This is a genomic window from Nocardia tengchongensis (assembly GCF_054781395.1).
In genome coordinates, this window is record NZ_BAAGUM010000015.1 from 768133 (window position 1) to 780461 (window position 12329).

At 66.6% G+C, this 12329-nt stretch carries 13 protein-coding genes; 10 read left to right on the forward strand and 3 right to left on the reverse strand.

What is annotated here, in order from left to right:
- Window position 1: 1 nt before the first annotated feature.
- The 6 genes from ACYVKL_RS30225 to ACYVKL_RS30250 are packed head-to-tail and all read left to right on the forward strand — an operon-like array spanning window position 2 to window position 5955.
- On the forward strand, window positions 2-1468 hold the full coding sequence (locus tag ACYVKL_RS30225) for an MSMEG_0567/sll0787 family protein (protein WP_379166547.1): 1467 nt from the start codon (window positions 2-4) through the stop codon (window positions 1466-1468).
- The gene (locus tag ACYVKL_RS30230; RefSeq protein WP_379166549.1) at window positions 1465-2388 is read left to right on the forward strand and encodes a carbon-nitrogen hydrolase family protein; all 924 of its coding nucleotides are present in this window, start codon (window positions 1465-1467) and stop codon (window positions 2386-2388) included. The genes ACYVKL_RS30225 and ACYVKL_RS30230 overlap by 4 nt, the downstream gene beginning before the upstream one ends.
- Window positions 2381-2701: an MSMEG_0570 family nitrogen starvation response protein gene (locus tag ACYVKL_RS30235; protein WP_379166552.1), complete on the forward strand. Its 321-nt coding sequence runs from the start codon at window positions 2381-2383 to the stop codon at window positions 2699-2701. Before ACYVKL_RS30230 ends, ACYVKL_RS30235 begins: the two co-directional genes overlap by 8 nt.
- Window positions 2698-3969 (forward strand): MSMEG_0569 family flavin-dependent oxidoreductase, encoded by a 1272-nt coding sequence (locus tag ACYVKL_RS30240; RefSeq protein ID WP_379166554.1) that lies wholly within the window; start codon window positions 2698-2700, stop codon window positions 3967-3969. The genes ACYVKL_RS30235 and ACYVKL_RS30240 overlap by 4 nt, the downstream gene beginning before the upstream one ends.
- A gap of 10 nt (window positions 3970-3979) precedes the next feature.
- Window positions 3980-4831, forward strand: coding sequence for a carbon-nitrogen hydrolase family protein (locus tag ACYVKL_RS30245; RefSeq protein ID WP_379166556.1), 852 nt, complete (start codon window positions 3980-3982; stop codon window positions 4829-4831).
- Window positions 4831-5955, forward strand: coding sequence for an MSMEG_0565 family glycosyltransferase (locus ACYVKL_RS30250; RefSeq protein WP_379166558.1), 1125 nt, complete (start codon window positions 4831-4833; stop codon window positions 5953-5955). The genes ACYVKL_RS30245 and ACYVKL_RS30250 overlap by 1 nt, the downstream gene beginning before the upstream one ends.
- Before the next feature lie 449 nt (window positions 5956-6404).
- Here ACYVKL_RS30250 and ACYVKL_RS30255 read toward each other — a convergent pair whose 3' ends face one another.
- Window positions 6405-6851, reverse strand: a complete 447-nt coding sequence (locus tag ACYVKL_RS30255; protein ID WP_379166560.1) for a hypothetical protein — start codon at window positions 6849-6851, stop codon at window positions 6405-6407.
- A gap of 831 nt (window positions 6852-7682) precedes the next feature.
- Between ACYVKL_RS30255 and ACYVKL_RS30260 the strand changes: the two genes are divergently transcribed.
- Entirely contained in the window at window positions 7683-8231 is a 549-nt protein-coding gene (locus ACYVKL_RS30260; protein WP_379166561.1) for a cysteine hydrolase family protein, read from the forward strand.
- A 341-nt stretch (window positions 8232-8572) separates the two neighbouring features.
- On the opposite strand, the gene ACYVKL_RS30265 is transcribed toward ACYVKL_RS30260, so the two are convergent.
- Together ACYVKL_RS30265 and ACYVKL_RS30270 are read right to left on the reverse strand one after the other, a co-directional pair.
- Window positions 8573-9397, reverse strand: a complete 825-nt coding sequence (locus tag ACYVKL_RS30265) for an NAD(P)H-binding protein (protein WP_379166727.1) — start codon at window positions 9395-9397, stop codon at window positions 8573-8575.
- Between the two features lie 24 nt (window positions 9398-9421).
- Window positions 9422-9598, reverse strand: a complete 177-nt coding sequence (locus ACYVKL_RS30270; protein ID WP_379166563.1) for a hypothetical protein — start codon at window positions 9596-9598, stop codon at window positions 9422-9424.
- An 815-nt stretch (window positions 9599-10413) separates the two neighbouring features.
- Here ACYVKL_RS30270 and ACYVKL_RS30275 point away from each other — a divergent pair.
- The 3 genes from ACYVKL_RS30275 to ACYVKL_RS30285 all read left to right on the forward strand — a co-directional run bounded on the left by ACYVKL_RS30275 (window position 10414) and on the right by ACYVKL_RS30285 (window position 12301).
- Window positions 10414-10959, forward strand: coding sequence for a hypothetical protein (locus tag ACYVKL_RS30275; protein ID WP_379166565.1), 546 nt, complete (start codon window positions 10414-10416; stop codon window positions 10957-10959).
- A complete protein-coding gene (locus ACYVKL_RS30280) occupies window positions 10931-11317 on the forward strand; it encodes a cold shock domain-containing protein (protein ID WP_379166567.1) in 387 nt (128 codons plus the stop codon). The genes ACYVKL_RS30275 and ACYVKL_RS30280 overlap by 29 nt, the downstream gene beginning before the upstream one ends.
- Window positions 11318-11596: 279 nt before the next feature.
- Window positions 11597-12301 carry a PAS and ANTAR domain-containing protein gene (locus ACYVKL_RS30285; protein ID WP_379166569.1) on the forward strand — a complete coding sequence of 235 codons (705 nt, stop codon included), beginning with the start codon at window positions 11597-11599 and terminating at the stop codon, window positions 12299-12301.
- Window positions 12302-12329: the final 28 nt, after the last annotated feature.

Below are 12329 nucleotides of genomic sequence, written 5' to 3' on the forward strand. Positions count from 1 at the left end.
GATGACGACCACCGAATCCACTGCCGCACCCCGATCCTGGCTCGACGAACTGTCCGGGGCGCGTGCCACATCGCCGGATTACTGTGTCCTGTCCGGACATACGGCCCCGGCCGAGCCCGAGGACGGATTCCTCATCCGGCTCGCCGAGTTCCGGCAGGTCGCCGCATATCACGCCTTGCGTAGGAAGAATTTCGTCGTCGAGCAGGGCTTGTTCGCCGGCAGCGACACCGACGACATCGACGATGATCCCCGGACCCGGATCCTGGTCGCGATCGCACCAGACGGTGCCGTGCTGGGCGGAGTCCGCCTGGCACCCGCCACCGCCGAGGATCTCGGGTGGTGGACCGGCAGTCGATTGGTGGTGGACTGCGGGCGTCGCACCCGTGGTGTGGGCGGCGCACTCGTGCGAGCGGCGTGCGCTTATGCCGAAACCCATAACGTGCTTCGGTTCGAGGCCACGGTGCAGACCCGCTACGAGTTGCTGTTCACCCATCTCGGGTGGGTCGCGCTCGCCGAGACCAACGTGGCCGGTGCGCCGCATGTGCGGATGCGCTGGCCGATCGACCGCATCGAGCGGCTGGCGCGCTCCACCAAGGCGATGCTCGGGCAGACGCTGTCGGAGTTGGGCGATACACCGATGACGCTGGGAGGCAACGGGTTCCGGGGTGATGACGGCGCACCGGTACCGGGCTCGGACCTGGTCGCCGCGTGCGACGCGATCCTGCCGTCCATGGTCGAACGGGACCCGGAATGGGCCGGATGGTGTGCGGCCCTCGTCAACCTCAACGATCTCGCCGCGATGGGCGCAGAACCGATCGGCCTTCTCGACGCGGTCGCCGCGCCCACCCGGTCGCTGCTGACCCGGGTGCTCCGGGGCCTGGGTGCGGCCAGCCGCATCTGGGAGGTGCCGGTGCTGGGTGGCCACACCCAGTTGGGTGTCCCGGCGGCGCTGTCGGTCACCGCGCTCGGCCGTACCGACCGGCCGGTGCCCGGAGGAGGTGGCGAGGTCGGCGACGAGCTCCGGCTCACGGCTGATCTGGGCGGCGGCTGGCGGCCCGGATATACCGGGCGACAATGGGATTCGTCGTCACACCGCAGCGGCGCGGAATTGCGGGCACTGGGCCGGTTCGTCTCGGACACCGGTCCGAAGGCCGCGAAGGATGTCAGCATGGCCGGCGTCGCCGGGACCGCGGGCATGCTCGCCGAGGCCAGCGGTGTCGGGGTCGAACTGGATGTGGCGCGCATCCCGCGCCCGCCGGGCGTCGAGTTGGCCGACTGGATCACCTGCTTCCCCGGCTTCGCGATGCTCACCGCCGATCGCCCCGGCACCCCCGTCAACCCCGTAGGCCCGGCGACGACCGCCGTGTGCGGCGTGCTCAGCGCGACTCCCGGCGTGCGGCTGCGCTGGCCTGACGGAGAAGTCACTCACGCGCTCGACAGCGCGGTAACCGGATTGGGACACTCATGACCGAACTATCGATCTCTGTGGCCGCCGCCGAATTCGGCCGCGACATGGAGGCGTGCTACGCCACCATCGGCTCGCTGATCGAACAGGCGCGCGAACGCGGTAGCCGACTGCTGGTGCTGCCCGAGGCCTGCCTGGGCGGCTATCTGCCCAGCCTGGGCGGCGGTGGGGAGAGCGAGGAGGCCAAGCAGCGTCGTCTGCGCAGTCTGCCGCCGGCTCTCGCCCTCGACGGCCCGGAACTGCGCCGTATCGCGGCGATGGCAGGTGAACTCGTCGTCACACTCGGATTCTGTGAAGCCGATGGCGATCTCCGCTACAACGCCGCCGCGACCGTCACCGGCGACGGGGTGCTCGGCTCCTACCGCAAGGTGCATCAGCCCCTCGGCGAAAACCTTTGCTACGCTGCCGGATCCGAATACCGCGCCTTCGACACCCCGGTCGGCCGCATGGGCATGCAGATCTGCTACGACAAGGCATTCCCCGAAGCCGCGCGAGCGCTGGCACTGGACGGCGCGCAGATCATCACCTCGCTCTCGGCCTGGCCCACCGCCCGCACCGCCACCACCGAACGACTCGAGGACGACCGCTGGACCCAGCGCTTCGATATCTTCGACCGCGCTCGCGCAGTCGAGAACCAGGTGGTGTGGGTCGCGTCGAACCAGGCCGGGACGTTCGGCTCGTTGCGCTTCGTGTGCAGCGCCAAGATCGTCGGCCCCGGCGGCGACGTGCTCGCCACCACCGGTACCGAACCCGGTCTCGCCACCGCGACCCTCGACGTCGATCACGCACTCGAATTGGCGCGCGGCGGCGGCATGTACAACCTGCGCGACCGACGCCCCGAGCTCTACGGCAGCGTCGTCGCCCGCCACGGCGTGGTCGGGCAGTCCGCGGTGCCCGAAGAGCTGGAGGCGATCCATGCCTGAGATGACATTCGACATCCGCTGGCCGGACGGCAATGTCCAGTCCTGCTATTCGCCCTCGCTGGTGATCCATGATCATCTGGCCACCGGCGTCGACTATCCGATCGACGACTTCCTGACCCGTGTCTCGAGCGCTTTGAACATCGCGGCCGAGCGGGTGCGCGAGAAGTTCGGCTTCTACTGCACCTCCGCCATGCAGACCCTGGACGCCATCCAAGCAAGCGCAGCACAGGCCCGGACATCACCGGGCACGGTACGCGTGCTGTCGATGACTCCGCCGTCGGTCGAGGCGGCAACCACCGGAGGAAAACCATGACCCCCCAGGCAGACTCGGGTACCGCCGTGGAACACCGCGACGTCGTCGTGATCGGCGCAGGACAGGCCGGGCTCTCGATCAGCTGGCATCTGACCGCACGCGGCATCGACCACGTCGTCCTCGAGCGCGACACCATCGCCCACGAGTGGCGCGACACCCGCTGGGACAACTTCACTCTCGTCACCCCCAACTGGCAGTGCGTGCTGCCCGGATACAGCTACAACGGACCGGACCCGCACGGCTTCATGAAACGCGACGAGGTCTACGCATGGGTCCGCGCCTACGCCGACACCTTCGATCCGCCGGTTCGCGAACACGTCGCCGTCACCGCGGTCACGGTAGCGGTCGACGGCGGCTTCGACATCCAGACAACATCGGGCCCATTGCATTCCGATCAGGTGGTGGTCGCAGTAGGCGGGTATCACACGCCGAGCGTGCCCCGCTTCGCCGAGCGGTTGCCGAGCTCGATCCGGCAACTCCACTCCGCCGAATACCGTAGCTCCGCGGACCTGCCCGACGGCGCCGTCCTCATCGTCGGTACCGGCCAATCGGGAGCACAGATCGCCGAGGACCTCCAATTGGAAGGTCGGCAGGTGCACCTCGCGGTCGGGACCGCGCCCCGCGTCGCCCGTTTCTATCGGGGCCGCGATTGCGTCGCGTGGCTCGAGGACATGGGCCACTACGACATCCCGATCGAAGATCAGCCGGGTGGGCTGGGCAAGCGGGAGAACACCAACCACTACGTCACCGGTCGAGACGGCGGCCGCGATATCGACCTGCGCCAATTCGCGGTCGAGGGTATGGCGCTCTACGGCCGGATGGTCGATGTCGCCGACGGCACAGCGCATTTCGAGCCGTCGCTGGAGCGGGACCTCGATGCCGCCGACGCCGTCGCCGAGAGCATCAAGGACTCCATCGACGCCTATATCGCCCGTGCGGGGATCGACGCGCCCACCGAACCGCGCTACCGCCCGGTGTGGCGTCCCGAGCACGAGATCACCGAAATCGATTTGTCGGCAAGCGGTATCACGTCGATAGTGTGGTCGATCGGGTTCCGCACAGACTACCGGTGGGTGCGCGTCGGCGTCTTCGACGGTGAGGGCCACCCGTGCCACAACCGCGGCGTCACGACCACGCCCGGGCTGTACTTCCTCGGGCTGCCCTGGCTGCACACCTGGGGCTCGGGCCGCTTCGCCGCCATCGCCCGCGACGCCGAGCACCTCGCCGGGCAGATCACCGCCATCTCCCGCACCACCGCGGCGGCCTGAGGCGCAACCCATGGCCGTCACCCGAATAGCCGCCGTCGCAGCACATTTCGGCGCAGACATCGCCCGCGCCCTGGACAAGATCGCCGGGATCGTCGACCGGCTCACCCACGACGGCGTCGACCTGCTCGTGCTGCCCGATGCGAGCCTCGGCGGCTACATCGGAGACCTCCGCAACCCGGACCCCGCCGCCGGGCCCGAGGCCATCGACCCCGATGGACCCGAATTCCGGCTGCTGCGCCGGTTGGCCGGGGACATGACGATCTGCGTCGGCTACGCCGAACACGCCGACGGTGCCCGCTACAACGCCGCAGTGTGCCTCACCGGCGACGGGGTGCTCGGCCGCCACCGCAAAGTACACCAGCCGGCCGGGGAGCACCTGGCGTACGCAGCCGGAGATCGCTTCGCGGCCTTCGACACCCCGGTCGGCCGGATCGGCATGCTCATCGACTACGACAAGACGTTCCCGGAATCCGCGCGCGCTCTCGCTCTCGACGGTGCCCGCACCATCGCGGCGCTGTCGGCCTGGCCCGCCAGCGTCACCGATCGCGCCTCCCGAATGCCCAACGACCGGCAATCCCGTCTCTTCGACCTGTACGACCAGGCCCGCGCCGCCGAGAACCAGGTGGTGCTCGCCTCGTCCAATCAAACCGGAATCACCGGCAACCTGCGTTTCCTCGGCCAGGCCAAAGTGGTCGGCCCCGGCGGTGACATCCTCGCCAAAACCTGGTCCAAGGGCGGCCTCGCGGTGGCGGAGCTCGACATCGATGCCGAGGTCGAGCGAGCCCGGCGCGTCCTGCGGCACCTGGAGGAACGCCGCGTCGACGCCTACCACAACCTGATGACCGAAAAGAGCGGCTACTGATGCGGATCGCACTCCTCACCTACTCCACCAAACCCCGTGGCGGGGTGGTGCATACGCTCAATCTCGCCGAAGCGCTCGCCCGGCTCGGCGCCGATGTCACCGTCTGGACGCTCGGACGTGGCGGTGATGCCGCCTTCTTCCGCCCCGTCGATTCCTCTGTGACAGTTCGCGTCGTTCCCTTCACCAGTGCCGACGGCGAGCAGGTCGGGACGCGAATCATGCGCTCAATAGACGCATTGCGGCAGGCGTTCACTCCCGAGGACTACGACATCGTGCACGCCCAGGACTGCATCAGCGCCAACGCCGTCGACCGTCGCATCCGCACCATTCACCACCTCGACAACTTCACCACCCCCGAACTCGCCCGCTGCCATGAGCGCGCCATCGTCGAGCCCTACGCACACATCTGCGTGTCGAATGCTGTCGCGGCCGAGGTCCAGGCCGGTTGGGGCCTGCGCCCCACCGTGATTTCCAATGGTGTCGAATACGACCGCTTCGCGGCCGCCGCAGACGACTCTCCCGACGCCACGCGTGCTCGCGCCGCCTGGCGACGCCGACTCGGACGGTACATCGTCGCCGTCGGCGGCATCGAACCCCGCAAAGGCAGCATCGACCTGCTCCAGGCGTTCGCCCTGCTACGGCGCGATCATCCCGACCTGCACCTCGTCTTCGCCGGCGGCGAAACACTCTTCGACTACCGCGACTACCGCGCCCAGTTCGATGCTCGCGCAACCGAACTCGATATCCGCCCCACCATCCTCGGCACCGTCCCTCACACCGAACTCCCCGCACTCGTGGCGGCGTCGGCCCTCCTCCCGTTCTTCTCCGCCAAAGAGGGATTCGGGCTGGCCGCCATGGAAGCCCTTGCCACCGGAATCCCCGTCGTAGCACGCGATCTCCCGGTGCTGCGCGAGGTATTCGGCGACACCGTCAGCTACGCGGCCACTCCCGCCGAGCTGGCCACGGAACTCGCGCGAGCATTGGTTCCCGACCCGCGCCGCACCGAGCAGGGCAAAGCCCTCGCCGCGCAGTTCAGCTGGGACCGAACGGCCAGAGCCCACCTCGAATTCTACCGCACCCATTCCACAGCAGTACCGCCCCGAATGCTCACCACACACCACTGAACCGCAGAGAACACGGAAAACCTCCACCAACGTCGCGCACATCCAGTCGGTCGACTCGGCCAGAATCCCCAGGGGCGCACTGCTCGTCGAACAGACCGGCGCGAAAATACCTGTCAAACCCCTCTTCTCCGATCCCGACACCGAGATGTCCGTACATATCATCGGATTCACGAACATATGGCAGTCCCATCCCTGCGGCCACGGAATGCACGTCCTCGACGAGGACCTGAAAACAAAGGAAAGTCAATCGATTTGGTTTCGGAATTTTGCCGAAATCCGGCGCCCCGAGGCCCGGATTCCATGAGCCCGCCCGCCGCCGGGAACGTTAACCGCACAGGGCTATGCGGGATCGGGGCATTCGAGTACCTTCAGCCAACCGATCGGCTCCCAGTAGACCCGAAATGCGCTCGCTCACCCACCTGATTCGCGACCGGGAAATCCGGTCCGGATCAAGACCCGCTGGGCGCTGGGGCGCCGGGGCGACGGCGACCGCTGTTGTCGACCACGGCACTCAGGTAGTCGATGCCCGTCAGGTAACTGGGCTCGAACCTGTCGGGTTCCTTCTCCATCAGAGCCGGCTTCCAGGTGCCGTTGGGGTTCCTCGACGGCGTGCCGAGTCTGTAGCCGCCGGACACCCAATGGCCGGTGCACCCGACCTGCAGCTGTTCGGTGGTGCGGCTGTTCACCCAAACCGACGTCTCGTACCCGTCACCAAAGCCCAAGCAGTGCACCCGCACCTGGATGCGATAGATGTCGTCGGTGTCGTTGCGGCAGCTGCGATCACTGCACGAAACCCCCTCGGCCAGATCCGTCGCGAACGCCGCCGGGGCCAGTGCGCAAGCCGCGGCGGTGATCAGGGCCGCAGCACCCAGACCGACCGGCAACCGTTGAGACATGTGTGAATCAACTCCTATCGACTATGACCCGACCCGAGATTCAGCTTGCCGCACAGGAGGTTTCACGCATATCGGGGTAAACCCGGAATTCGCTCGCTCAGGCACCCTGATTCGTGGCAAGTGCCGCGGCGAAGATTTGGAATGCCTCGTCGCCGAAGAGGATGAACCGCACCTCCCCCATATGGCGTTCTGCAAGTCGATGATGACCAGCTCGCCAACGCTCCTACGGTCCCCTACACCGGCTCCGAGGTCGCGGCCCGGGCAATCGAGCTGGCCTCGGTGCGGGAATCGGTCCACTCACGCTGCTAGCCTGGCCAAACTGAATGGCGGGTTCATCGAAGCGGGGCAGAAGGATCTTCGCTAGCCGGACCTCGCCGCGACCAGCGGAGTCCGTCGTCGCCTAATGGCCATCACCGTGGGCCGGTTTACAATGGACATCGTTCTGCCCGACGGCATTCCGGTCACCGCGCCCGGCCAAAGCACCGCCCGAGACCGCCGACGCACGATCAACCTGCCCCAAGGCTGGGAAATATCCAGGATTGACGCGAGACAGCCCGGCCCCTGGCAGCAGCTCGCCCGTGGTTGGGCAAGGAGGGCCGATGAGACCGGAGACGTACATGCGAAGCTGATCGGGCGGAACGGCGGGCATGAGATCCCGCGCGCCAGGCACAAGGCCGTTCTTCCGATGCAGCGCGACGCTTTCCGAGACAGACACGGATCAAGATCGCGGTGCCAGACAAGAATCGGGTACCACCGAGCGCGCGCACTCAGTACGTCCAGACCCGCAGAAACCAGATGAATCAGGCCATCCCGACCAGTTAGGACGCCCCTTTGCTGCAAACTGCCTTGATCGTCGGCGATCTCCAGCGAGGGATCACCGCCAACTATCCATTCGCCAGAAGCCCCCTGGCGCCGCTGACCGAACTACTCCCCCGCGCCCGCGCGGCCGGCGCGTTGATCGTGTTCGTGCGCTTCGCATTCCGGGCCAGCGGGACCGACTGTCCGCCACACAACAAACTGCTCAGGACGTTCTACGAAGACGGGCAGACCTTCCACGAGGACTCAGCCGCAACGGAAATCGATCTACCGACCATCAGCACGGATGTCACCGTACTCAAACGACGTGCCAGTGCCTTCGAAGGCACCGATCTCGACCTCGTCCTCCGCGCTCGCGGCGTCAGCGCCCTCACGATCGCCGGTGTCGCCACCTCCGCGATGGTAGCCGCGACCTGCTATGCAGCGGCGGACCGAGACTATGACGTCACCGTGCTGCGTGATGGCTGCGCCGACGCCGACCCGGAAATACACGACTTCTTCATGGACTCGGTGTTTCCCAGCCGAGGGTTCGACGTGGTGTCATGTGCCGATTGGTGTGGCTGAAGGCGCTGCCTGCCACGACACGGCATGTGGGGTCCAGTTGAACGGAAACTGGCGTTAGCGAGTGCTCGGTTCGGGAATGGGAGCCGTTCGCGTGGAAGGGTTTTCGGTGCCTGCCCAATTTCGTGGAAACTGGCGTTAAGCACCTACCGCGCATAGCGACGTACTATGTGCGGGCTGCTGCGGTTCCAGGCCGACAGCGGCCCGGCCGCCCGCCGCCGGCCGGGCCGCTGAACGGTTCGGCCAGAGCGTGCGCGGCCAATGCGGTGTCCAGGCTCGCCAAGGCTGTCGACCTCTTCTTGAAGATTGTCTATCCCGCGTCAACGGAAGAGAGTCGGGACACGTCAACGGAAGGCCGTGGCGTTCTCCGCAACCCACTGACCAAACGGTCTGGCAGGGGAGTCGGTGATCCGCGAGGCCGTGTCGCGCACCTCGAGCAGTTCATCGTTGACATCCCCGCCCGTCACATCCAGTACCGCATCCGCGGCCTCTTCGCCGAAGGCGGCCACCATATTCGAACGCGCCTGTTCCCGGCTGATCTCGGCGAATTCGATCTCCCGGCCCAACTCAGCGGCGAGCATCGCAACCTGCTGACGCGCTGTCACCTGTTCGGGACCGGTCGGGGCATATCTCTGGCCGCGGTGACCTGGCTCGGTGAGGGCAACACGCTCCACCGACGCGATGTCCGCAGGATGGATCGTGGGAAGCCCGATGTCGGCGAAGGGGGCTTGGACGGGCTGGTTCCCACGGATCGCTGCCGCCCACAACAGGGGGTTTGAGGCGAACTGGGTCGGTCGCAGAATTGTCCAATCCATACCGCTGGTTTCGAGCAACTGCTCGACGGCCAAGTTTTCTGCAGCAGGTCCGAGGTGAGGATGCGTCTGGACGGTAATCGATGACACCAGCACCACATGCTCGACACCTGTTTGGTGGGCGGCATGGAGAACGTCGACATCCGGGCCCAGCCGCGACACGAGAAACATCGAGCCCACCCCGTCCAGCGCTTGCTTCAGCGAAGCGGCATCGGCGAAGTCGCCCTCGGCGGCCTCGACCCCGTCAGGGAACGAGACCCGGGTACGGTCGCGAGTCAAAGCTCTCAACGGTCCGGCGCCAAACGCATGCAGCTCCTCAGTAGAGCGCTTCCGACGTTCCCGGTGGCCCCTCCACACCTGCCGCAACAACAGCGACGATATCTATCGCGTGCAGATCCGGGTGCACTGCTCGAATCCCGGGTCCCCGTACGAGATGTCGGTCTGGGTGAACAGCCACTCGACCGAGGAAGTCCAGGTGGGGTGCAACGGCCGGTGGGAGCAGGACCCGACTCGGCTGGGAACGCCGAGCAGGTATGTGCCCAGCTCCGTGACCGGCATCGACTACCTCAGCGCCTCGGTCGACAACAGCGGTCGGCGCCGCCCGGGCCCGGCGCCCAGCGGTTCCTGATGCCAGTTCGGGACTTGCGTCATGAGCCCTTCGCGTAGGGGATCGGCCTGGACGAGGAGGTTACGGAGGCGGCAGGGGTGACCGGCCCGGCTGTCAGAACCTGCAGGCCGCGATCGACGGACGCCACCGCCGGAGATCCGGGCGGGCCGATCAACATGTCATCGGTAGTGACATACAGTGCAGTGCGAGGGCGTCGATGTCATCGTTCACACCCTTGATCTACGGCGCTCTCACCTCGGTAGTCACGCTGGAACGCCTCTCACTCGTACCCGGCCCGACGCCGATAGCCGACGAACTAACCGAGCGGATCCGCGCGAACGGCTGGGACCACACCCTGAGGTGGGTAGATGCAAAGGCTGAACAGCACCGTCGACGACACCTCAAAGCGGTGGAATAGGGCCACCTCGAACAGCAGCCCGAAAACCGTCGCCGAGCGGTGGGCGACGCCCGCGTGCGCAACGCAGTGATGCCCCGGGCCGCTAGATCGGCGAAGGCACGTTCCGGTCCGCACTGTGGGCAAACGGACCGCAGTCGAAGGACCTGTGCTCCTGCACCGTCTCGAACTCGACATCCAGCACAAGCCGCAGCAGGAGGTCGGCGTGCCGCATGCTGTCGCTGACGTTTGAGATTGCAAGTGCAACAACAGTTTTCGTTGTCGCTAACCGGGTGTTGTTGTCGGACGGTGGTGACATGCTGGCGAGATACCCGCGTGCAGGGGCGGGGGTTCGCTAGCAGGGAGGATCGAGTGACCGACGTCGACGGGGACACTGCGTGGGTGCGGCAGGGGGCGCGCTGGAGCGCGTACGACTACCGCGTGATGGTCGCGGGAATCATGGCGGGAAACGGGTGGGACGAGATCGCCGACGACATCGGCCGCAGCGTGAAAACGGTCAAGGGCCGCGCGAACTTCCTGCTCACCTGGTGGATGCAGGTTATCCGGTTCTGGAACGCTGGTCGAGGTGTGAGCAGTGTGTTTGACAGCTGTGGTTCTTCCGGGCTCACCCGGCCCTTTCCCTTCATCGACCACGACCGACACGAGGAGGGCAGAGCAATGAGCAGCACCGCGACCTTCGCCCCGGCAGGCAGCGACTTCGACCGCGCCGAACAGAACCTTCCCGTCGGCGACAGTGACCGCGACATCGGCCTGGACGCCGCCGCGCTGCACCCGCTGGCCGAACGGGTGCGCGCCGCTTTCGACGCAGCCACGATCGCCGACCGTTTCGACCAAGCCTGGATCACCCCACTCGACCGCGATGACGACTATGACCACGACCGCGCCAACACCGACTGACCGCAACCCCGCTACCGCAGCCGATACCACCCGCTACGACCCACACACGCGCGGCAAGGGAGAACCGCGCTGGCAGCACGGCCAGTGCGCCTGGTTCAACACCGAGAAAGGTTTCGGGTTCCTGACCCCCGATACCGGTCCCGCGGTGTTCGTCGACTACCAGGTGATCGACGTCCCCAGGTTCAAAACCCTGCGCGCCGGACAGTCGGTGGTGTTCACCGCCGCCGACACCGGCCGCGGCCCCGAAGCCACCCGAGTCGTGCCCTACACCCGCGCCCACACCACCGCACCCATCCCGTCATACCGCCCGCACCGCGCGCGACAACATCGGTCGCGCTGCCGCCACCACACGCCATAACCCTGGTCCCGCGGCCACAACCCGACAGGCCCTTGCCACCCGCCCCCGATCCGACACCCGCGAGCAGCACGCGCGCCAAGCACACCAGCACGAGGATCATCATGGCTCCCCGAGCACATCCGCACGCCTCGCCGAACATTGTCTCGTGGGCCACATGCTCACCACCGCAACAGATTCCGGCAACTCACCGGTGGTGCACTGGCCCGAACCCAGCCCCCTGCGATCCTGGTGGAGCACCATCATGGCTCCCACCCAGCCGCCGGATGCGACACTGAGGCCATGATCGAGGACGACGATGGCACTGGTGAGGTGCTGGCCTCGGTGGAGAAGGTGCTCGGTGCCGGCAACGCACTGGCGGCGGGCTGGTTCCGGTTCCAGTTCGCCGACCAACGCTGGGAGTGGTCCGACGAGGTGGCCCGCATGCACGGCTACACGCCCGGCGAAGTGACCCCGACCACCGAACTGCTTCTGTCGCACAAACATCCCGATGACCGCGACCGGGTGGAAGCGGCACTGGTCACCTCGGTGCACGACCACGCCCCGTTCTCCAGCCGCCACCGCATCATCGACACCCACGGCATCGAGCACCATGTCGTGGTGGTGTCGGACTCGGTCACCGACGACGCCGGCACCGTGGTCGGCACCGAGGGCTACTACATCGACCTGACCGACCGCGACCCCGCACAAACCCACGCGATCCTCGACGACCTGCTGCCGCAGATACTCCAACATCGGGTGGTGATCGAGCAGGCCAAGGGAGCGCTGATGCTCGTCTACGGCATCAGCGCCGAGCAAGCATTCCGGGTACTGGTATGGCGGTCACAGGAAACCAACATCCGCCTGCGTGAACTGGCCGCCCGGCTGATCGGCGAAATCGCGACCATCCAAATGTCACCGGCGACACGCTCGCAATTCGATCACCTGCTGCTGACCCTGCACCACCACGCCCCTCGCCAGCCCGTCGAACAGAGCCTTGAACCCTGAAACTCCGCCCCGCACGGCGGTGTCCCGT